This window comes from Embleya sp. NPDC055664 (assembly GCF_053618075.1).
The window spans coordinates 465,506-486,247 of the sequence record NZ_JBSHGZ010000004.1 but is presented as its reverse complement, the minus strand read 5'-3'; the positions used below and the strand labels follow the sequence as shown (position 1 = coordinate 486,247).

17 protein-coding genes are annotated in these 20,742 nt (G+C 71.5%); 7 read left to right on the top strand and 10 right to left on the bottom strand.

Annotation, left to right across the window (positions count from 1 at the left end; translation table 11 throughout):
- The first annotated feature begins 127 nt into the window (after window positions 1–127).
- The gene (locus tag ACWGR4_RS09960; protein WP_379998702.1) at window positions 128–1,243 is read left to right on the top strand and encodes a FecCD family ABC transporter permease; all 1,116 of its coding nucleotides are present in this window, start codon (window positions 128–130) and stop codon (window positions 1,241–1,243) included.
- Window positions 1,243–2,067 carry a heme ABC transporter ATP-binding protein gene (locus ACWGR4_RS09955; protein WP_379998554.1) on the top strand — a complete coding sequence of 275 codons (825 nt, stop codon included), beginning with the start codon at window positions 1,243–1,245 and terminating at the stop codon, window positions 2,065–2,067. The genes ACWGR4_RS09960 and ACWGR4_RS09955 overlap by 1 nt, the downstream gene beginning before the upstream one ends.
- A 49-nt stretch (window positions 2,068–2,116) precedes the next feature.
- Here the strand turns inward: ACWGR4_RS09955 and ACWGR4_RS09950 are convergent, their stop codons facing one another.
- Together ACWGR4_RS09950 and ACWGR4_RS09945 are read right to left on the bottom strand one after the other, a co-directional pair.
- Window positions 2,117–3,037, bottom strand: a complete 921-nt coding sequence (locus ACWGR4_RS09950; protein ID WP_452132862.1) for an alpha/beta hydrolase — start codon at window positions 3,035–3,037, stop codon at window positions 2,117–2,119.
- A 105-nt stretch (window positions 3,038–3,142) separates the two neighbouring features.
- The gene (locus ACWGR4_RS09945; RefSeq protein WP_452132861.1) at window positions 3,143–4,348 is read right to left on the bottom strand and encodes an FAD-dependent monooxygenase; all 1,206 of its coding nucleotides are present in this window, start codon (window positions 4,346–4,348) and stop codon (window positions 3,143–3,145) included.
- Window positions 4,349–4,507: 159 nt separating this feature from the next.
- Between ACWGR4_RS09945 and ACWGR4_RS09940 the strand changes: the two genes are divergently transcribed.
- Window positions 4,508–5,173 carry a TetR/AcrR family transcriptional regulator gene (locus tag ACWGR4_RS09940; RefSeq protein WP_452132860.1) on the top strand — a complete coding sequence of 222 codons (666 nt, stop codon included), beginning with the start codon at window positions 4,508–4,510 and terminating at the stop codon, window positions 5,171–5,173.
- A gap of 89 nt (window positions 5,174–5,262) precedes the next feature.
- Entirely contained in the window at window positions 5,263–6,828 is a 1,566-nt protein-coding gene (locus ACWGR4_RS09935; RefSeq protein WP_452132859.1) for an APC family permease, read from the top strand.
- Between the two features lie 76 nt (window positions 6,829–6,904).
- Here ACWGR4_RS09935 and ACWGR4_RS09930 read toward each other — a convergent pair whose 3' ends face one another.
- The 8 genes from ACWGR4_RS09930 to ACWGR4_RS09895 form a co-directional block, all read right to left on the bottom strand.
- The gene (locus ACWGR4_RS09930) at window positions 6,905–7,504 is read right to left on the bottom strand and encodes an LURP-one-related/scramblase family protein (protein WP_379998547.1); all 600 of its coding nucleotides are present in this window, start codon (window positions 7,502–7,504) and stop codon (window positions 6,905–6,907) included.
- Window positions 7,505–7,581: 77 nt separating this feature from the next.
- A complete protein-coding gene (locus ACWGR4_RS09925) occupies window positions 7,582–9,129 on the bottom strand; it encodes an AMP-binding protein (RefSeq protein ID WP_452130711.1) in 1,548 nt (515 codons plus the stop codon).
- Window positions 9,130–9,257: 128 nt separating this feature from the next.
- Window positions 9,258–10,538, bottom strand: a complete 1,281-nt coding sequence (locus ACWGR4_RS09920) for an alpha/beta hydrolase (RefSeq protein WP_379998543.1) — start codon at window positions 10,536–10,538, stop codon at window positions 9,258–9,260.
- Window positions 10,539–10,727: 189 nt separating this feature from the next.
- A complete protein-coding gene (locus ACWGR4_RS09915) occupies window positions 10,728–11,942 on the bottom strand; it encodes an acyl-CoA dehydrogenase family protein (RefSeq protein WP_452130712.1) in 1,215 nt (404 codons plus the stop codon).
- A gap of 3 nt (window positions 11,943–11,945) precedes the next feature.
- Window positions 11,946–13,724 carry an acyclic terpene utilization AtuA family protein gene (locus ACWGR4_RS09910; protein WP_452130713.1) on the bottom strand — a complete coding sequence of 593 codons (1,779 nt, stop codon included), beginning with the start codon at window positions 13,722–13,724 and terminating at the stop codon, window positions 11,946–11,948.
- Window positions 13,721–15,766, bottom strand: coding sequence for an acetyl/propionyl/methylcrotonyl-CoA carboxylase subunit alpha (locus tag ACWGR4_RS09905; RefSeq protein WP_452130714.1), 2,046 nt, complete (start codon window positions 15,764–15,766; stop codon window positions 13,721–13,723). Before ACWGR4_RS09905 ends, ACWGR4_RS09910 begins: the two co-directional genes overlap by 4 nt.
- A 97-nt stretch (window positions 15,767–15,863) precedes the next feature.
- Window positions 15,864–17,462, bottom strand: coding sequence for an acyl-CoA carboxylase subunit beta (locus ACWGR4_RS09900; RefSeq protein WP_452130715.1), 1,599 nt, complete (start codon window positions 17,460–17,462; stop codon window positions 15,864–15,866).
- Between the two features lie 178 nt (window positions 17,463–17,640).
- A complete protein-coding gene (locus ACWGR4_RS09895) occupies window positions 17,641–18,444 on the bottom strand; it encodes a hypothetical protein (protein WP_379998533.1) in 804 nt (267 codons plus the stop codon).
- A gap of 259 nt (window positions 18,445–18,703) precedes the next feature.
- Here ACWGR4_RS09895 and ACWGR4_RS09890 point away from each other — a divergent pair, with 259 nt between their 5' ends.
- The 3 genes from ACWGR4_RS09890 (at window position 18,704) to ACWGR4_RS09880 (ending at window position 20,736) form a co-directional block, all read left to right on the top strand.
- Window positions 18,704–19,396 (top strand): nucleotidyltransferase domain-containing protein, encoded by a 693-nt coding sequence (locus tag ACWGR4_RS09890; RefSeq protein ID WP_452130716.1) that lies wholly within the window; start codon window positions 18,704–18,706, stop codon window positions 19,394–19,396.
- Window positions 19,397–19,465: 69 nt separating this feature from the next.
- Window positions 19,466–19,642: a hypothetical protein gene (locus tag ACWGR4_RS09885; protein WP_379998529.1), complete on the top strand. Its 177-nt coding sequence runs from the start codon at window positions 19,466–19,468 to the stop codon at window positions 19,640–19,642.
- A gap of 134 nt (window positions 19,643–19,776) precedes the next feature.
- The gene (locus tag ACWGR4_RS09880) at window positions 19,777–20,736 is read left to right on the top strand and encodes a DUF1152 domain-containing protein (RefSeq protein WP_452130717.1); all 960 of its coding nucleotides are present in this window, start codon (window positions 19,777–19,779) and stop codon (window positions 20,734–20,736) included.
- Window positions 20,737–20,742 lie beyond the last annotated feature (6 nt).

Here is a 20,742-nt window from a genome sequence, read left to right as displayed (position 1 = left end):
TCCGCCGGATCGGGCCCGGGGCCGGCCGGCCCGAGGTCCACGCCCCCCGGGTGTCGGACGGGCCCGTCCCGCCCGTCCGACGCCCGAGGACCCACGACGCGAAGACCCAGGGGAGCCCGTGGCCACGGTGACGGAGCGTCAAGAACCCATCCGCGAGCCGAACGAACCCCCGCCCGTGGTCGAACTCGGCACGCCCGCCCCGGTGCCGGCCGCGCCGCGCCGACACGGCCGTTGGCTGATGCCCACCCTCGTACTGCTCCTCCTGGCCACGAGCATCGTCTCGGCCGGCATGGGCGCCTTCGAGATCCCCTCCGACCAGGTGCTCTACTCCGCGCTGCATCACCTGGGCCTGGACGTCGGCCACGTGTCCGAGGCCAACGAGGCCGTGCTCTGGAACATCCGCTTCCCGCGCATCGTGCTCGGCATCATGGTCGGTGCCTGCCTGGGCTGCGCCGGAGCCGCGATGCAGGGCGTGTTCGGCAACCCGCTGGCCGAACCCGGCGTGATCGGGGTCTCCTCCGGCGCGGCGCTCGGCGCGGTCGGCGCGATCGTGCTGGGCGTGTCCACCTTCGGATCCTGGACGGTGACCGCGTTCGCCTTCATCGGCGGCCTGCTCACCACCCTCTTCGTCTACCTCCTCTCCCGCTCCGACGGCCGCACCGAAGTGGTCACCCTGGTGCTCACCGGCATCGCGATCAACGCCCTCGCGGGCGCCGCGATCGGCCTGTTCACCTTCGTCGCCGACGACGCCGAACTGCGCAGCATCACCTTCTGGAACCTGGGCAGCGTCGGCGGCGCGAGCTGGAAGATCATCGGCGCGCTGGCCCCCTTCGCGGCGATCGGCCTGCTGATCCTGCCCCGGTACGCCCGCGCGCTCGACATCATGGCCCTCGGCGAACGCGGCGCCCGGCACCTGGGCGTGGACACCGAACGGGTACGCGTCGTGGTGGTCGTGCTGAGCGCGACCCTGGTCGGCGCGGCCGTCGCCGCGGCCGGCGTGATCACCTTCGTCGGCCTGGTCGTACCGCACATCATCCGCCTGATCGCCGGCCCCCGACACCGACTGCTGCTGCCCGCGAGCGCGGTCCTGGGCGCGCTGGTCACCGTCGCCGCCGACCTGGCGGCGCGCACGGTCGCGATGCCCAAGGAGGTCCCGCTCGGCGTGCTCACCGCGCTGATCGGCGCCCCGTTCTTCCTGTGGTTGTTGCGCCGGACCCGTTCCCGGCAAGGAGGTTGGGCCTGATGAGGCTGCTCGCCCGGAGCCGGTCGGCGATCGACCGGAGCACCCCCGAGATCGGCACGATCGGCGTCGAGGCCGAAGACGTCACCTTCGCCATCGGCGGCCGCAACCTGGTCGACGGCGTCTCGCTGACCGTGCGCCACGGGGAGATCGTCGCGGTTCTGGGACCCAACGGCGCCGGCAAGTCCACCCTGCTCGGCCTGCTCACCGGCGACCTGACCCCGCACCACGGCACGGTGCGCATCGCCGGCCGACCGGTGCCCGACTACGCGCAGCGGGAACTGGCGCTGCGCCGAGGGGTGTTGCCGCAGAGCGTGACGTTGTCCTTCCCGTTCACCGTGGACGAGGTGGTCCGGATGGGCCGCGCGCCGCACGCGGGACTGCCGAGCGAGGAGTCCGAGGACACGATCGTGGCGCGCTGTCTGGCGCAGACCGACGTGGCGCACCTGGCCGACCGCAGCTACCCGTCGTTGTCCGGCGGCGAGCGGGCCCGGGTGTCGCTGGCCCGGGTGCTGGCGCAGGGCGCGCCCGTGCTGTTCCTCGACGAACCCACCGCCGCGCTCGACCTCCGGCACACCGAGGACGTCCTGCGCCTGGCCCGCACCCGGGCCCGGCTCGGCGACGCGGTGGTGATCGTGCTGCACGACCTCAACCTCGCCGCCGCCTACGCGGACCGGATCGCGCTGCTCGCGGGCGGACGCCTGGTCGCGTGCGGCGTACCGGACGCGGTGTGCACCGCGCCGGTGCTCTCCGACCTGTACGGCCACCCGGTCGAGGTGTTGCGCCGACCCGGCACGGACGAACTGCTGATCCTGCCGTCCCGCTGAGCGGCGCGACCGGGCGCCACGCGCCGCAGGCGCCCGCGCCGCCGCCCGGTCAGGGGTGCAACGCCCGGTGCAGCGCCGCGAACGAGCCCGTCGCGCACTCCTCGCAGCGCGGGACCAAATCCACGAAGCTCATGAACCCGTGCACCATGTCGTCGAACGACTCGCACTCGACGGTGTTGCCCGCCGCACGCAACCGCTCGGCGTAGTCGGCGCCTTCGTCGCGTAGCGGATCGTGGCCCGCGATCACCACATGCGCCGGAGCCAGGCCGGACAGGTCCTCGATGGTGCCGATCCGGGCGTACGGACCGAGGTCGGCCGGCTTCCGGTCGCCGAAGTAGTGGCCGAGGAACCATGCGATCGAGGCCGCGGTGAGCAGCGGCGCCTCGGCGTTCTCGACCTGCGACGCGGTGCCCTCGACGCCGGTCGTCGGATACCAGAGCATCTGCAACGCCGGTTGTGGAAGCCCGTGTTCGCGGGCCAAGAGGCACACGGTGGCGGACAGCGTGGCGCCCGCGCTGTCCCCGGCGAGGGCGATCCGGGTGGGATCGGCGCCCAGTTCGCCGGCCTGGTCCAGCAGCCACCGGTACGCGGCGAACGCATCCTCGGTCGCCGCGGGAAAGGGGAATTCGGGGGCGAGCCGGTAATCCAGGGACACCACCACGCAGTTCGCGTGCCGGGCGATGCGCCGGGCCAGTGCGTCGTGGCTGTCCAGGCCGCCGATCACGAAGCCGCCGCCGTGGAAGAACAGGGTCACCGGCAGCCCGGGTTCCTCCGACGGCCGGTACACCCGCGCCGGCCGCGCGTCGACGGCGCCGGGGACGGTGCGATCCTCGACCCGCGCCAACTCGGTCAGTACCGGCAGCAGTGCGACCCCGGCGTCGATGCCGGCCCGCGCGGTCGCCGCGTCCCCCACGAACAGGTCGTCCGGCAGGACCCCCAACAACTCCACCAGCTGCGGATCGATGGTCACCGTGCCCCCTTCGTCGAGCCCCCACGCCGGCCGGTACGGAATGTACGACGCATGCCCTGAAGGCGGAACCCACATCGGTACCGCACGCGGGCCGCCCCGCCGGGATCAGACCTCGGCCCGGGTCGACGCGCCGGCCCCCGTCGGCGGACGCCAGGCGAGCACCGGGTCCAGCGGGCGCAACGCCGCGTCCGGCGCGACCCGGCCGGCCACCCGTAGGAACGTGTCGCGCACCGCGACCGCGCCGCGCCCGTGCCACTGCGCCATCGCCCCGATCCGACGCGACTTCCGGACCACCGCCGAGGTCCGGGCCACCCGGCGTCGGCTGTATCCCGGCAGCGCGTCGACCACCCCGGTCGCGCTCACCCCGGAGAGTACGTCGGCCAGCTCGATCGCGTCCTCCAGCGCCTGGTTGCCACCCTGGCCCAGATTCGGCGTCATCGCGTGCGCGGCGTCGCCGATCAGCACGACCCGCCCCCGGTGGTGGGCCGGCAGCGGCGTTGCCATCTCGTGCACGTCCAGATGCAGGATGCGCTCGGCCGGCGCGGCGGCGATCAGGTCGCCGACGGGCGCGTGGAAGTCCCGGTACAGCCGCAGCAGTTCGGCCCGTTCCCCGGCCGCGTCGCCGTGCGTGGTGCCGGCCGGCCGGTTCGCCGTCGCGTACCAGTACACCCGCCCGTCGGCCAGCGGCATCGCCCCGAAGACCAGTCCGCGTCCCCAGGTCTCGCCCGGTGTGATGTCCATGGCCGGGACGATCGCCCGCCACGTGGTGAAGCCGGCGTAGCGCGGACCGGGGTGCTCGGGGAACACCGCCTGCCGGATCGGCGACCGGATCCCGTCGGCGGCGACCACCAGGTCGGCGGTCAGCGTCTCGTCCGCGGTGGTCACCGTCGCGCGCCGATCCGCGTCCCCCGGGGTCACGGTGAGCACGGTCGTCCCGGTCCGCAGCGCCTCGGCCGGCAGCCTCGCGAGCAGCACCCGCATCAACTCGGCTCGCGCCGCGAGCACCATCGGCTCGCCGAACCGCGCGGTGAACGCCTCCCCGCTGGTCGGCGCGAGCACCCGCCCGTCCGGCCGGCGCAACGTCGCGGCGCCCCGGATCGCGGCGAGCGCGCGCAGCGGCACACCCGCGTCGATGGTGTCCAGGGCGCGCAGCCCGTTCGGCGCGATCGCGATCGCGGCCCCGATCGGCTCCAGCGTGGCGGAGCGCTCCAGGACCACCACGGACCACCCCTTCCGGTGCAGCGCGCCGGCGGCGGCAAGCCCGCCGGGGCCGGCGCCGACGACGATCGCTTCGGGCTTGGTGATGGACATGGTTTCCCCCGATGTCGGTGGTGTCGACGACGTCGACTGCCCGGTGCCCACTACAGGTGTAGAGGACCTGGCCATGACTCTACAGCTGTAGTGGCCCGAATCTCTACACCTGTAGCGGATTGATCTCTACAGCTGTAGCGAAATCGCTAGGCTGCCCCCGTGACGACCATCGCCAAGCGCACCCCCGACCGCCCCGACCGCCTCGTGCTGATCGGCGACACCGCGATCCGCCTGCTCGTCGAGCGCGGCATGCGCGGGCTGACCCATCGCGCGGTCGACGAGGCCGCCGGGCTGCCGGCCGGGTCCACCTCCTACTACGCGCGCACGCGCGTCGCGCTCCTGGAGGTGGCGCTGGCCCGGATGACCGTCCTGGAGGCGGGGGAGTTCGCCCCTGCGCTGGCCGACGGCGACCTGCCGCCCGCGCTGCCCCGCGACGTGGACGGGGTCGCCGACATGGCCGCCACGATCGTGAGCGAGGCCATCCGCGAGGGGCGTGCGCAGAAGATCGCCCGCTACGAACTGGCCTTGGAGGCGACCCGGCGCCCCGAGTTGCGCGGGATGTACGACAGTGCCGGGGTCGCGTTCCGGGAGGCGGCCGTCGCGATGGTGGCCGCGCTCGGCTCGCCCGAACCCGCGCGGCACGGCCGATTCCTGGTCGCGTGGTGCGAAGGGGTGATGTTCGACGCGATCGCCGGCTCGGGCTGGGCCACACCCCCCTCCCGCGCCGACATCCGCACCGGAATCGCCGAACTGCTGGCCGGGATGCTCGGCGATAGCGCCGGCCGGCCCCGCCCGACGGCTCCGCCCGAAAGCCCCAACGAGTGACATGAGCGACTCGTGCGATCGTTCCCGACCCCTTTGGTCAAAAGTCGTTTCATCCTGACTTAGTCTGTTCACTTGTGAGTCATGAGCACGTGCGCCAAAGGGGCGATAAGCACCAGCACCACCTGGTAGGGGAGTCGCACTACCTGCCGGAGTCCGATCTCCAGGACAAGGGGCTGAGCAGAAATTCCATCGGCCTGCTGGGCAGCGTGGTCGTCGCCATCTCCACGGTGGCGCCGGTGTACACGCTCACCGGCGCGCTCGGGCCCACGGTCAACCAGGTCGGCACCCACATGCCGGCGATCTTCCTGGTCGGCTTCGTGCCGATGTTGCTCGTCGCCTTCGCGTACCGCGAACTCAGCAAGGCCGTTCCGGACGCCGGCACGTCCTTCACCTGGACGGTCAAGGCGTTCGGTCCGCGCGTGGGTTGGATGTGTGGCTGGGGCCTGGTGATGGCCACCATCATCGTGCTGTCCAACCTGGCCGGCATCGGCACGTCGTTCTTCTACCTCGCGCTGGGTGAGGCGTTCGACAGCGACCGGATCCGCGACCTGGACGACAACAAGCTCGTCCACGTGCCCACCTGTCTGGCCTTCATCGCCATCGCCACCGCGATCAGCTACCGCGGCATGACGGTGACCAAGCGGGTCCAATACGTGCTCGTCGCGCTCCAACTCGCGGTGCTCGCCCTGTTCGTCGTGATGGCCATCGGCAAGGCCGGCGCGGGCGACGTGCCCACCTCGATCCCGTTCTCCTTCGACTGGTTCAACCCGTTCAGCATCGGCAGCTTCGCCGCGCTGACCGCGGGCCTGTCGTTGTCGATCTTCATGTACTGGGGTTGGGACACCGCACTGAGCATCAACGAGGAGACCGCCGGCGGGCCCAAGGTTCCGGGTCGGGCCGCGATCATCTCGGTGTTGTGCATCGTGGTGGCCTACCTGACGACCGGCGTCGCCACGCTGATGTACGCGGGCACCGGGACCACGGGACTGGGCCTGAACAACGACGAGGACGACAACATCTTCGCGAAACTGGCCGATCCGGTGATGGGTTCGGGGCTCGGCGTGCTGATGTTCGTCGCGGTTCTGGCCAGTTCGGTGGCCAGCCTCCAGACCACCTTCATCCCGGTCGCCCGCACCCTGTTGTCGATGAGCACCTACCAGGCGGTGCCGAAGGTGTTCTCGCGGGTGCATCCCCGGTACAAGACACCGGGGTTCGCCACCATCACCGCGGGCGTCGCGACCGGCGCGTTCTACACGGTGATGACGATCCTGTCGGAGAACGTGCTCACCGATACGATCTATGCGCTCGGCCTGATGATCTGTTTCTACTACTCGCTGACCGCGTTCTCCTGCGTGTGGTACTTCCGCAAGGACCTGTCGCGCAGCGTGCGCGAGGCGATGGTCAAGGGTGTCATGCCGGCCCTCGGCGGACTGATGCTGGGCGCGATCTTCGTCAAGACGCTGGTCGACGTGGCCGACCCGAACTACGGCGACGGCAACCGGGTCCTGGGCGTGGGCAGCGTGTTCATCATCGGCGTGGGCCTGCTGGTGCTGGGCGTGGTGCTGATGGAGATCCGCCGGATCGAGAGCCCGGCCTTCTTCCGGGGCGAGGTGCTCAAGCGGGACACGCCCGTCCTGGTGCCGGACGAGGACTGAGCGCACGCGGCGCACCGGGCACGACCGGCCCGCCGCCGGCCGGGTCGCTGGGGGACCCGGCCGGCGGCGGAACGATTCAGCGGTTCTGGATGGCGTCCATGGCCACCGCGACGCAGATCGCCAGTCGGCGGTCCATCGTCGGGTCGGGGAGCGAGACCAGGTACTGGTCGCGCAGCTTCATCTGCCGCTCGACGGTCAGCACCGGCCGGCCGCCCTCGTCGACGAAGTCGAAGTGGTAGGTCGGGGCCGGCAACCAGTCCCCGACCACCGGTATGAGGCCCCACAGGCGGCGCACGATCGCCCCGGTGAGGCTGCGCTCCTGCCCCGTTGCCCGGGGAGCGTCCGGACGTTCCAGGTGCCACGTGGAACGCAGCAGCGACTTCTTGAAGTCCTTGGCGAACATGCCGAGGTTGCTGCCCTCGACACCGGTCACGTCGTGCTGGGACCGGATGTCGAGCATCTGGCGCGCCTTGAACCGGGCGAGTTCGGTGGTCTTGGTGTCGTCCGTGTAGAGGATCACCTCTTCCTTGAGCTTGCCGCGCTTTTGCTGCGCGAAGGCGATCACCGGTCCGTGCTTGCCGTCCGGGCCGACCAGGTGCACCACGTATTGGTTCACGATCGGGCGGAAGTTCTGCCGGATGATCAGCTGTGTTTCGTTCTGGAACGGCATGGTCATGACGTGCGCGATCCCCCCGGGGATTCATTGGATTCGCAGGCACGGGGCCTTGGGCCGCACAACCTACCGGTGTTCCCTCACGAGCGCTCGTACTCCTCGACCAGCAGACGTTTGTACAGCTTCCCGGTCGGGTGGCGCGGGAGTGTGGGACGGAAGTCGACGGAGCGCGGGCACTTGTAGTGGGCCAGTCGGGCGCGGCAGTACGCGATCAGTTCCTCGGCCAACTCCGGTCCGGGCACGGCGCCTTCGGCCGGCTGCACGACCGCCTTGACCTGCTCGCCCAGGTCCGCGTCGGGCACGCCGAACACCGCGACGTCGGCGATCGCGGGATGCAGGGCGAGCAGGTTCTCCACCTCCTGCGGGTAGATGTTCACCCCGCCGCTGATGATCAGGTGTGATTGACGATCCGTCAGGTACAGGAAACCGTCCGCGTCCAGGTGTCCGATGTCGCCGAGGGTGGTCCAGCCCCGGCCGCCGGGATCGCGGCCGGCCTCGGTCTTGGCCGGATCCTCGTGGTAGGAGAACTGCGGCCCGTCGGCGAAGTAGACCACGCCGTCCTCGCCCACCGGCAGATCGCGGCCCTGCTCGTCGCACACGTGCGGCGTGCCCAGGATCGCCCGCCCCACGGTGCCGCGATGGGTCAGCCACTCCTCGGGCGTGCAGGCGACGTAGCCGTTGGCCTCGGTGCCCGCGTAGTACTCGTACAACACCGGCCCCCACCACTCCAGCATGCGTTCCTTGACCTCGGGCGGACACGGCGCCGACGCGTGCACCGCGTAGCGCAGCGACGACAGATCATGGCGATCGCGCACCTCGGCGGGCAGTTTGAGCATGCGCACGAACATGGTCGGCACCCACTGACTGTGCGTCACCCGGTATCGCTCGATCGCCGCGAGCGCTGCCTCGGCGTCGAAGCGCTCCAGCACCACCACGGTGTGCCCGCCCCGGAGGAACTGCATGCAGTAGCGCAGCGGGGCCGCGTGATACAGCGGCGCCGGGCACAGGTAGACGTCGCCGCCGGCGCCCGAGGTGTCCATCCCGTACAGCGCGCCGAGCAGCCGATAGAGCGTCACGGCAGGTCCGCTGCCCAGCGGATGATCCTCGCGGCGGGGCAGTACACCCTTGGGTCGGCCGGTGGTGCCGGAGGAGTAGAGCATGTCGGCGCCTTCGAGTTCGACGGCGATCGGCGTGCTCGGGTACGGCCGCACCGCCTCCTCGTACGCCTCGAACCCGGCTCTCGCGCCGTCGAGCATCAGCCAACGCTCGACCCGGGGCGCCCGTTCCCGGACGGCGCCCGCGAGTTCGCCGACGCCGGCCGAACAGACGAATACGCGGGCGCCGCAATTGTCGACCACGTAGGCGAGTTCGTCCGGGTGCAGGCGCACGCTCACCGGCGTGTAGATCAGTCCGGAGCGCTGTGCGGCCCAGGTGATCGCGAGATAGAGGGGATGGTTCTCCAGGGCGATGGCCAGATGGTCCCCGGGACGCAGCCCGGCGTCGTACATCAGGTGGGCGAAACGATTGGATTCGGCGTCCAACTCGGCGTAGGTGACGACCCGGCCGGAGCCGGCCAGGATCACGGCGGGGCGGTCGGGGTGCGCGGCGGCGATGACACCGGGATGCATGGGCGATCCTCGTCTCGGTGCGGCGGTCCACCGCCCGGGCGGGCGACGGGCTGCTGAGCTTCCGTTCGGATGGCGCCGCAGAAGTCTCGCACCGTACGCAGCCGCGTTGAAGGACCGGCGGCCACCGCTCAGTGCAGCGGGCGTCCGCCCGTGAAGGCCGGTCCGCGTACCTCGCCCTGCTGCGCGGTGGCCGCCGCGAGTTCGCGCCCCAGCCACTCGAACGCCGCGGGCAGCCCCCTGGCCCAGGTGCCGAAGTTGTGCCCGCCGGACGACTCGATCTGTACCTTCACCGTGTCCGTGGGCCGGAACCTGCGGGCGAACTCGCGGGCCTCGCGCACCGTTTTGCCCTCGCCCTTGGCCGCGAACAGATACATCCGCACCGGCGCCCGCCGGGGGTTGTCGATCGTGTACTGCGGGCTGTTGGCCCGGCGCAGCCCGTCGTCGCCCCTGTACAGATCGCCCGTGGTCATGTCGGTGATCGCTTTGAAGTAGCCGGACAGGCTGGCCGCCGCGGTGTAGCGGTCGGGGTGGCGCAGGGCCAGGTTCGCCGAGCAGAAGCCGCCGGTCGAGTAGCCGAGCAGCCCCCAGCCCGCCGGCGCGGGCGCGGTGCGGAAGTTGGCCGCTATCGCGTCGGGCACGTCCTGGCCGAGGTAGGTGTCGGCGCGGGCGCCGCCGGGCGCGTCCACACACTCGCTGTCGCGGCCCTCGATCGGGTTCTGTGCCGCGATCACCACGATCGCCGGCGGCATCCGCCCCGACTCCATCAGGCCCGCCAGCATCTGGTGCACCTTCATCCGGCGCAGCCAGGTGTCCGGGGTGCCGGGGAAGCCCGAGGTCAGCTGGATCACGGGGAAGCGGGTCCGGGCGTTGTCCGGGGTGAAGTAGGCGGCCGGCAGATAGACGAAGGTGTTCAGTTTGTAACCGGTGCGCGGGCCCTGGATGCTGGTGTTGACCAGCACGCCGTGCTTGGGGTCGGCGCCGCGCCGTGGCGGATGCGGCGGGCGCGGCTGGTCGGTCAGCGGGGGCTTGGTGACCATGAACGGCAGGCCCTTGCCGTCGTCGTCGGAGAACGGCACGGCCGGCTTGGGATCGAGGTGCTTGACCTTCACCGTGGACACCGACACGTCCGGTACGGACGGCCCGTCGGCGATGTGCATCAGGTCCGACAGGGTCGAGTAGAAGTACATCTGCGCGTTGACCGCGGCCAGGATGGTGAAGGTCACCATGAGCTGGGTGAACAACAGCGTGCAGATCCGGCGGGTGCGCTGCAGCGTCGGGCGGTTCCAGAACCAGACGGTGGCGAAGGCGGTACCGGCGGTGGCGACCGCCATGCCTATGACGAACCACACACTCGTGATGTCCACGTCCCAGACGGGCCGTCCCGCCAGCACTTGATCCAACGCTCCCACTGCCTTCTCCGCCGAGCCCGACCGATGGCGCCGGTCCCGGACGACGCCCCGCACGGTCGCGCCGGGAGCGGTGCAGCCTCTGTCTATTTTGTGCCCGACGGGTTGCCGGCGCGTCGATCCCGAGTCCCGTGCCGAGTCATTCACAAGTCGCACGCAAGTGCGCCGACTCCTCCGGCCGCCGATCGGGGATCAGTACGAACGTGGCAATCCCAGTGTGTGCCGCGCCACATGATTGAGGATCATCTCCCGGCTCACCGGCGCGATCCGCAATGTGCGGGCCATCGCCCACAGGGGGATCAGCCCGTAGTCGCGGCTCATCCCGTTGCCGCCGTGGGTCTGGATCGCCGCGTCGACGGCGTGTACGGCCGCCTCGGCGGCGGCGTACTTGGCCATGTTGGCGGCCTCTCCGGCGGCCTTGACCCGCGCCTCGCCCGCGTCGTGCAGTCGGGCCGCGCGGTAGGTCATCAGCGCGGCCAACTCGACCTCGATGGCGGCCTGGGCGAGCGGGTGGGCGATCGCCTGGTGGGTGCCGATCGGGCGATCCCATACCTCGCGGTTCCGGGCGTAGTCGGCCGCGCGGGCGAGGGCGTATCTCGCGATGCCCACGCCAAGTGCCGCCCCGGTCACCCGCTCGGGGTTGAGGCCGTGGAAGACCTGGCGCAGCCCGTCGCCCTCGGTGCCGATCAGCCGGTCGGCGGACAGTGGTACGTCGTCGAAGAAGAGGGTGAACTGGCGTTCCGGGGCCGCTCCTTCGATCGCCAGTGGGGTCGCGGTCAGTCTCGGGTCGGCGGTGTCGACCAGGAACAGCGAGAGCCGGCCGTGCCCGGAGCCGGGGTCGGTGCCGGTGCGGGCCACCACGAGGACCGCGTCGGCCTCGTCGACTCCGGAGATGAACTGCTTGGTGCCACGCAGCAACCAACCCTCGCCGTCGCGGCGGGCCGTGGTGGACAGTCGATGGGTGTTGGAACCGGCCTCCGGTTCGGTGATCGCGAACACGATCTTGTGGGTGCCGGCGGCCAGGCCCGGCAACCACGCGGCCTGTTGCCCGGCGGTGCCGAAGCGGGTCAGCACCTCGCCGGCGATCGCCCCGGACACCAGGAGCAGCAGCAGCGGGCAGCCGTGCGCGGCGACCTCCTCGCAGACGATGGTCAACTCGACCAGACCGCCACCGCCGCCGCCGTATTCCTCGGGCAGGTTGACGCCGATGTAGCCGTGCCGGCCCAGTTCCCGCCACAACTCGGTGGTGGGGCGGCGCTCGCGGCTGTGCTCGGCGAAGTAGCCGGGGCCGAATCCGTCGGTGATGGCACCCACGGCGGCGCGTAGGGCCCGGTGTTCGTCGCTCTCGTCGATGCTCGGGTCGAAGCCTTCGTCGCGGGTTTCGTCGCGGTTTTCGGCAAAGCGCATGGATCACCCGTCCAGCAGCGTCGTGGGGATGTCGGTATGGCGGGACCGCACGTACTCGCCCAGGCCCTTGGCCTGCGGATCGGGTCGGGTCGAGGAGCCGACGCCCTCGCCGAGCAGGCCGGTGATCACGAAGTTCACCGCGCGCAGGTTGTCGAACACGTGGCGTTCGATCGGCAGGTCGGCCGCCTCCGGCAGCAGCTCGCGCAGCCGATCGACGGTCAGATGTACGCGCAGCCAGCGATACGACGCGTCGTCGCGCGTCCACAGGCCGAGGTTGGCGTCGCCGCCCTTGTCGCCGGAGCGGGCGCCGCAGACCAGGCCCAGGGGGGCTCGGCGAGTGGGGGTCGGCGGGCGGGCGGGTCGGCCCGGCGGGTCGAGGCGTGGGGGAGGTAGGGGGTCCGGGAAGCCGTGGGGCAGCGCGGCGGTCAAATCCGGCGGCGGGATCGGGCGGGCGGTGCCGTCGGGGAGCACCACGGTGTGCGCGACCTCGCCCGCCGGGATCCACGCGGCGCGGAAGACGGCGTAGGCGGTCTCGGCCGTGGGCGGGGTGGTGGTGTGGAAGCCGGGGTAGCCGGCCAGGGCCAGTTCGACGACCGCGCCGGAGAAGGCCCGGCCGACCCTGGTCGGGTCCGGGTCCTTGACGGTGATCCGCAGGTGCGCGCCGGCCTGCTCGTTGGTCGGCGCGTCGGGGCGGTCGTAGCGGATCAGCCGCACGTCCACCTCGGCGAAGCGGTCCCGGCCGCCGAGCGCGTCGAACAACATGCGCTCGGCGTGCGCGGCCTTGGCCTCGATGTCCAGGCCGGTGAGCACCATCGTCATGGTGTTGCGGTAGCCGCCGAGTTCGTTGACGCCGACCTTGAGGGTGGGTGGTGGCGGCAGGCCCCGGACGCCCTGGATCCGGACCCGGTCGGGGCCGGCCGGACCTATCCGGATGGTGTCGAAGCAGGCCACCGCGTCGGGGTTGGCATAGGCGGGGCCGCCGATCTCGTACAGGAGTTGGGCGGTGACCGTGCCGATCGAGACGGTGCCGCCGGTGCCGCGGTGTTTGGTGATCACCGACGAGCCGTCGGCGGCCACCTCGGCGATCGGGAAGCCGGGTCGGCGGCTGTCCAGGGCGAAGTCGGCGGTCCGGCCCGGGCGTTGCCGTCGCGCGGGTTCGCCGAGGAAGGGGTAGTTGCCGCCGGTGGCCTGCGGGCCGCACTCGATCACGTGGCCCGCGACGATCGCGCCGGCGATGCGGTCGTGGTCGGTGCGTCGCCAGCCGTGCCACCACGCGGCGGGGCCGACCACCAGGGACGCGTCGGTCACGCGCGGGCAGACCACGATGTCGGCGCCCTCGGCCAGCGCCTCGGCGATGCCCCAGCCGCCGAGGTAGGCGTTGGCCGTCACGGTGCGCGGGCCGGCGTCGATCCGGTCCAGTACGTCGTCGCCGGTGATGTACGCGATCTTCGGGGCCAGGCCCAGGCGTTGCGCGCTCGCGTGCAGTCGCTCGGCCAGGCCGGCGGGGTTGAGGCCGCCCGCGTTGGAGACCACCCGGATGCCCCGGTCCAGGCACGTGCCCATGACCTGTTCGAGTTGGGTCACGAAGGTGCGCGCGTAGCCGGCGCTCGGGTCCTTGGCGCGGGCCTTCCACAGGATGGACATGGTCAGTTCGGCCAGGTAGTCGCCGGTGAGCACGTCGATCGGGCCGCCCTCGACCATCTCGTGCGCGGCGGAGAGGCGATCGCCGTAGAAGCCGGAGCAGTTGGCGATCCGGATCGGGCGGCTGTCGGTCCGGCTCATCCGACCGCCTCCTCCGGTGTCTCGGCGGGTGGGTCGGCCGGCTTCGTGGTGAGCCCCGACTCCTCGCCATCCGCGACGCGGACGACCGCCAACACCGCGCCGGTGTCCACCGCTTCGCCCGTGCCGACCGGCAGGTGGGACACCACGCCCGGGTACGGGGCGGTCACCTCGTGCTCCATCTTCATCGCCTCCACGGCCAGGACGAGTTGCCCGGCCGTCACCCGTTGGCCCACGGCGACCGCGATCCGCACCACCGTGCCGGGCATCGGCGCGAGCAGTGACCCGGCCGGTTCGGTCTCGGCCGGCACCGGCTCGGGCAGGCGCGGGAGTTCGGTCAGCACGCTCGCGCCGAGCGGGCTGTCCAGGTACACCGTGTCGCCGACCCGGTGCACGTGTACGGTTCGCCGGACGCCGTCGGCGGTCAGGTCGACCCGATCGGCGTGCGCGGCGTGGATCACCAGGCCCGGCAGGGGTTTTCCGTCGATCGCGACGTGGTCCGGGACGCGGTAGGACACGGTGGTCCGGGTGTCCGGGTCGGATGTGTAGGTCACCTGCTGGTCGGCGTCGCGGACATTGCGCCAGCCGCTCGGGATGCTCGTCAACACGCTTGCCCGGGACCGGCGTTCGGCCTGTCCGGCGAGCGCTGCGGCGGCGGCGTGCACGGGCGTCGCCGAGGGGTCGGCGGCACACAGGTCGGCGGCGGCATGCCGATCCAGGAAGCCGGTGTCCACGGCGCCGGCGGTGAATTCGGCCGAGCGCAGCACGCCGACGAGCAGGTCGCGGTTGGTGCGTACGCCGTGTACCCGGGCCCGGGCCAGTGCGCGGGCGAGTTTGCGACACGCCTCCTCGCGGGTCGGCGCATACGCGATCACCTTGGCCAGGAGCGCGTCGTAGTGCGCGCCGATCCGGCTGCCCGTCACCACCCCGGCGTCCACCCGGATTGCGTCCCGCTCGGACTCGGCGAGTTCGAACCGGTGCAGGGTGCCGACCGAGGGGGCGTAGTCCCGGATCGGGTCCTCCGCGTACAGCCGGGCCTCGATCGCGTGCCCGGCGGAGTGCGCCTTCGCGGGCAGCGCGTGGCCCTGGGCCACCAGGAGTTGCAGGCGGACCAGGTCCAGGCCCGTGGTCAGTTCGGTGACCGGGTGCTCGACCTGGAGTCTGGTGTTCACCTCCAGGAGGTGGAAGGCGCCGGCGCGGTCGATGACGAACTCGACGGTGCCCGCGCCGAGATAGCCGATCGCGCGACCGGCGGTGACCGCCGCCGCGCACAACTCGGCGCGCAATCCGGGGTCGATGCCCGGCGCGGGGCTCTCCTCGATCAGTTTCTGGTGTCGGCGCTGGATCGAGCAGTCCCGCTCGAACAGGGCGATCACCCGACCGTGCGTGTCGCCGAGGATCTGCACCTCGATGTGCCTTGGATTCACGACCAGTTGCTCCAGGAACACGGTGTCGTCGCCGAACGCGGCGGCGGCCTCGCGACGGGCGGCGGCGACGGCGGCGGGCAGTTCGTCCGGGGCGCGGACCACGCGCATGCCCCGACCGCCGCCGCCGAACGCGGCCTTGACGAGGAGGGGGAAGCCGATGCGGGCGGCCAGTTCGTGCACGGATTCGGGCGCGGACTCGGGGGCCACGACGCCGCCCGGCAGGACCGGGACGCCGGCGCGGCCGAGGAGGTCCTTCGCGGCGAGTTTGTCGCCCATCGCGGCGATGGTCTCGGGGGCCGGGCCGACGAAGAGCAGCCCCGCCTCCGCTGTTCGGCGGGCGAAGTCGGCGTTCTCGGACAGGAATCCGTAGCCGGGGTGGATCGTGTCGGCGCCGGTGGTCCGGGCCGCCTCGATCAGCAGGTCGCCGCGCAGGTAGGTGTCCGTGGCCGCCGCGCCCGGCAGCCGGACCGCCTCGTCCGCCGCCGCGACGTGCGGGGAGTCGACGTCGGGATCGGCGTACACGGCCACGGTGTCGATCCCCATCGCGTGTGCGGTGCGGGCGATCCGGACCGCGATCTCGCCGCGGTTGGCGATCAACAGCCTGCGGATGAGCGGCATACGATCCCCTCGGTGTGCGGGTGGCCGGTGGGGGTGGTCGCGGGGGCAGGTGCGGTGGCGGGTGCGGTGGCGGGTGCGGCCCCGGCGGAAGTCGGGCCTACATGCGGAAGATCCCGTAGCCGGTGGTACCCGCGACCGGGGCCGAATGTGCGGCGGACAGCGCGATGCCGAGCACGGTGCGGGTGTCGCGGGGATCGATCACCCCGTCGTCGTAGAGCCGCGCGGTGACGAAGAAGGCGTGCGATTCGCGCTCGATCTGCGCCTCGATCGCGGCGCGCCGCAGTTCGTCCACGTCCTCGTCGAAGGCGATCCCACGAGCGGCGGCGGCCTGGCGGCCGACGATGGACAACACGCCCGCCAGTTGCGCGGCGCCCATCACCGCGAGTTTGGCGGTCGGCCACGCGAACAGCAGGCGGGGGTCGAAGGCACGCCCGGACATCCCGTAGTTGCCCGCGCCGAAGGACGCGCCGATGTTGAGGGTGAGGTGCGGGACGGTGGAGTTGGTCACCGCGTTGATCATCTTGGCGCCGTCCTTGACGATGCCGCCCTGTTCGTAGGCGGTGCCGACCATGTAGCCGGTGGTGTTCTGGAGGAACAGCAGCGGGGTGTGCGAGCGGTTGGCGAGTTGGATGAACTCGGCGGCCTTCCTGGACTCCTCGCCGAACAGCACCCCGCGCGCGTTGGCCAGCACCCCGACCGGGAAGCCGTGCACCGAGGCCCAGCCGGTGACCAGGCTGGTGCCGTGCTCGGACTTGTACTCGTCGAACCGCGACCCGTCCACCACCCGGGCCAGCACCTCGCGCGGATCGAACGGGACGCGCAGGTCCGTCGGTACCAGGCCGAGCACCTCGTCGATGTCGTACAGCGGCTCGTCGGGCGGTCGGCTCGGACCCGGACCGTGCTTGCGCCAGTTCAGGTCGGCCACGATGCGCCGCCCGATCCGCAGGCAGTCGTACTCGTCGACGGCATGGTGGTCGGCGAGTCCGGACACGCGCGCGTGCATCGCGGCGCCGCCCAACTCCTCGTCGTCCGCCTCCTCGCCGGTGGCCATCCGGACCAGCGGTGGCCCACCGAGGAAGACCTTGGCCTGGCCGGCCACCAGGACCGCGTGGTCGCACAGACCCGGGATGTAGGCGCCGCCGGCGGTCGAGTTGCCGAACACGAGGGCGATGGTGGGGATCCCGAGCGCGGACAGCTCGGTCAGGTCGTGGAAGACCCGGCCGCCGGGCACGAACAGCTCGGCCTGGGTGGGCAGATCCGCGCCCCCGGACTCGACGAGGTTGACCACGGGCAGTCGGTTGCGGCGGGCGATCTCCAGCGCGCGCAGATTCTTGCGCAGGGAGTACGGATTGACGGAACCGCCGCGCACCGTCGGGTCGTTGGCGATCAGCACACACTCCACGCCGGAGACCGGACCGATACCGGTGACCACGCCGGCGCCCACGGTGAAGTCGGTGCCCCACGCGGCCAGGGAGGACAACTCCAGGAAGGGCGCGTCCCGGTCGAGCAGCAACTCGATGCGCTGACGGGCGGTCAGGCGCCCGCGGGCCCGATGTCGTTCGACGTAGCGTTCGCCGCCGCCGGCCCGGGCCAGGTCCAGTTGTTCGTGCAGCGCCGCGAGGGCGGCCAGTTGTGCGGTGCGGTTGGCCCGGTAGGTGTCGGACCGGGGATCGAGACGGGAACGCAGAACGGGCACGACCTCGACTCCTCGCCTGTCGACGCGAAGGCAGCTTCCGGATGTTAACGGCCGGTCACTTGGCTATGGAAGGCCCGAGCGCAGCGGGGGAGTCGCGGACGCCGGCGCCGTACCCGGGGCGGTCGGCGCACAACGACGCCGACGCGACCCCGGATGGGGGCCGCGTCGGCGGGTGGGATCAGCCGTGGTGCCCGTGGTGCCCCGCGTGCGGGTCGGCCTGCTCCGGCGCGTGGGCGTGCGGTGCGGGCTTGCCCGCCTCGACGGTGAACTCGGCGGTGCGGACCACGCCGCCGTGTTGGAAGTCGAGGAAGAACCGGTACGTGCCGACGCTGGGCAGTTCGGTGTGGAACGCGATCTCCGGACCGGCCGGGGTGACCCCGTCGCCGGGCGCGCCGCCGGGGTGCACGTGCAGGTAGGCGAGGTCGCCGTCGCGCAGCACGACCAGGTGGCCGAACGCGGCCAGGTAGGGCTCCAGGTCGGTGACGGGCACGCCGCCCCGGGCCACCGAGAGGGTGATGTGCGCGCCCTGTCCGGCCGCGGGTTCGCCGGCGAGGGTGACCGTGTAGCCGTCGACCTCGGCGGTCGCGGCCGGGGCGGGCAGCGGCACGGGCCGGAAGTCGCCCGCGACGTGGATGTCGACGCCGAGGGTGAGCGGGGTGCCGGTCGCGGCCGGGGCGAAGTCGGTGAAGACCCGGTACGTGCCGGCCTCGTCGAGGGTCAACTCCTGGGTCCAGACGCCGTCCTCGCCGAGGACCGGGTGTACGTGCCGGAAGCCGCTCAGATCGCGGCGCACCACGATCAGGTGCAGGTCCTTGTCGTGTTGCGGGACGTACTCGCGCACCGGGGAGCCGTCGGGGCCGTCGATCCGGAACGCGAAGGTGCCGGCGGGCGCGGCGACCGGGACCAGGGTGTAGCCGTCGCGGGAGACCTGAAGACCCTCGGGGGTGGCGGGGGCGGCTGCGTGGTGGGCGTGGACGGTCATGACGGTCTCCCTGAGCGATGTGCGTGCTGTTCGAGGTGTTCGGGCTCTTCGTCGGCGGCCGGTGGTGCCGGCCACGAAGTTGAAGTTATACCCCTGGGGGGTATCAGGCAAGATCATTGGCGAGGCTCCCCGAAACTTCTTCGCAGCGTGACGGCCGATGCCGGTGAGTCGCCGGGCCGGAAAACGGGATTCGCATCGGGTGCGCGGTGTCGGATACTGCGGGCTCGGGGGACGGTCACGGGGAAGCGAGGTCGGCGGGATGCGTACGTTGTTGATGGGGGTGGTCGGGTCGACCGCCTACGGGTTGGCCACCGAGACCTCCGACGAGGACCTGCTCGGCGTCTTCCTCGCGGATTCGCGGGAGGTGCTGGGCCTGGACGGCGCGGCGGCGGCCGGCCGCTCGCGGGTGACCACGAAGCCCGACGTGACGATGCACGAACTGGGCAAGTACTGCTCGCTCGCACTCAAGTGCAACCCGACGGTGACCGAGCTGTTGTGGCTCCCGGAGTATCGGGTCGAGACCGAGGCCGGTCGTCGACTCCGGGCCCTGCGGGGGAAGTTCCTGTCCACGGAGTACGTCCGGTCGGCCTACGGCGGCTATGCGCTCCAGCAGGCCAAACGCCTGCTCGGGCGACACGAGGCGGGCAAGGACGGCTTCTCCGCGGACACCGCCCGACGCACCGCCAAACACGGCCGACACTGTCTGCGCCTGCTGATCCAAGCCCAACGCCTGCTCGCCACAGGCGAGTTGATCCTGGATGTGAGCGCGCAGCGCGAGGACCTGTTCGCCGCGGGCCGGCTGGCCGTCGAGGACCCGCCCGCGTTCGCCGCGCGCTTCGAACACGAGAAGGCCGGCCTCGACGCCGTGGCCTCGGTGCTCCCCGACCGCCCGGACCGGGCGGCGATCGACACGCTGGTCGTGGAATTGCGGATGGCCGCCCTCACTCCCTGACCGAGGTCGAATACGCTCCGTGTGGGTAGGTATCGACACGGACCGGAACCTTCGAAGGGAGGCGCGATCATGGCGCAGGAAAACGACCCTCCGCGAAAGAGCAGGCCGCCCCGGAAGGACTGGAAGAACTCCTTCGAACACTGGGACGCCACGCCGCACGACTGGCACGCGGAGGGTCCGGACCTGTTCCAGTGCGGCGAGTGCGGCTTTCGCTCCTCCGCCGTCCCGGTACCACCGACGCGATAGCGGCCGCCGCGGCAGCGCCGAGCCTCGGCGCCGAGCACACCCGCGTCCGCGTCCTGTCGGGGGCGCCCCGGGACCCTTGCGGTATGGCTCAAATGTGTTGACTTTCGTGGTGATCACCTTGGTACGGTCCGGCCGTGTTCACACTTGCCGAACCTCCGCTCTTCGCCCGCCTCCGCGATGCCCGCTCGGTGTTGATCGCCGGGGCGGGCGGTGGCTTCGACGTGTTTGCCGGGCTGCCGCTCGGCATCGCGTTGACGGATCTGGGCAAGCGGGTGCACTTCGCCAATCTGTCGTTCGTGACGGTGGATCACCTGCCGTCCTCGGTACGGGTGACGCCGGGCCTGGCGGCGGTGCGGTCGGATACCCCCGGGAACGACGACTACTTCCCGGAGCGGGCGCTGGCGATGTGGTTGTCGCGCAACGGTTTCCCGGACACGGTGTACGCCTTCGCCAAGACCGGGGCGAAGCCGCTGCGGGCGCTGTACCGGCGCCTGGTCCACGACTTGGACATCGACGCGATCGTGTTGGTCGACGGCGGGACCGACATCCTGATGCGCGGCGACGAGGCGTCCCTCGGCACGCCGGAGGAGGACATGACCAGCCTGGCCGCGGTGGTCGGGGTGGACGTACCGGTCCGGTTGGTGGCCTCGCTCGGGTTCGGGATCGACGCCTACCACGGGATCTGCCACGCGCAGGTGTTGGAGAACCTGGCCGCGCTCAGCCGGTCGGGCCACTATCTCGGCGCGCTGTCCATCCCGCGCGAGTCGCGGGAGGGCACGCTGTTCCTGGACGCGGTGGCCTACGCGAATCGGGTCACCCCGCGCCGCCCGAGCATCGTGCAGGGGTCGGTGGGCGCCGCGCTGACCGGCCGGTTCGGCGACGCGCACTTCACCGAACGCACCGGGAACAGCGAGCTGTTCATCAACCCGCTGATGAGCGTCTACTTCACTGTCGACCTCGTCGGTCTGGCCGAACGTTCGCTCTATCTCGACCGGTTGGAGAGCACCCGCAACATCTGGGAGGTCTCGTCGCGCATAGCGGAGTTCCGCGACGAATTGCCGTCGACCCGGCCCAGGCAGGCGATCCCGCACTGAGGCCGA

Bases quoted from the DNA above. Each gene is read 5' to 3' on its own strand.
- ACWGR4_RS09955 (WP_379998554.1), top strand. From the start codon at position 1,243: ATGAGGCTGCTCGCCCGGAGCCGGTCGGCGATCGACCGGAGCACCCCC.
- ACWGR4_RS09945 (WP_452132861.1), bottom strand. From the start codon at position 4,348: ATGTCCATCACCAAGCCCGAAGCGATCGTCGTCGGCGCCGGCCCCGGC.
- ACWGR4_RS09930 (WP_379998547.1), bottom strand. From the start codon at position 7,504: ATGACCATGCCGTTCCAGAACGAAACACAGCTGATCATCCGGCAGAAC.
- ACWGR4_RS09925 (WP_452130711.1), bottom strand. From the start codon at position 9,129: ATGCATCCCGGTGTCATCGCCGCCGCGCACCCCGACCGCCCCGCCGTG.
- ACWGR4_RS09915 (WP_452130712.1), bottom strand. From the start codon at position 11,942: ATGCGCTTTGCCGAAAACCGCGACGAAACCCGCGACGAAGGCTTCGAC.
- ACWGR4_RS09910 (WP_452130713.1), bottom strand. From the start codon at position 13,724: ATGAGCCGGACCGACAGCCGCCCGATCCGGATCGCCAACTGCTCCGGC.
- ACWGR4_RS09905 (WP_452130714.1), bottom strand. From the start codon at position 15,766: ATGCCGCTCATCCGCAGGCTGTTGATCGCCAACCGCGGCGAGATCGCG.
- ACWGR4_RS09895 (WP_379998533.1), bottom strand. From the start codon at position 18,444: ATGACCGTCCACGCCCACCACGCAGCCGCCCCCGCCACCCCCGAGGGT.
- ACWGR4_RS09890 (WP_452130716.1), top strand. From the start codon at position 18,704: ATGCGTACGTTGTTGATGGGGGTGGTCGGGTCGACCGCCTACGGGTTG.
- ACWGR4_RS09885 (WP_379998529.1), top strand. From the start codon at position 19,466: ATGGCGCAGGAAAACGACCCTCCGCGAAAGAGCAGGCCGCCCCGGAAG.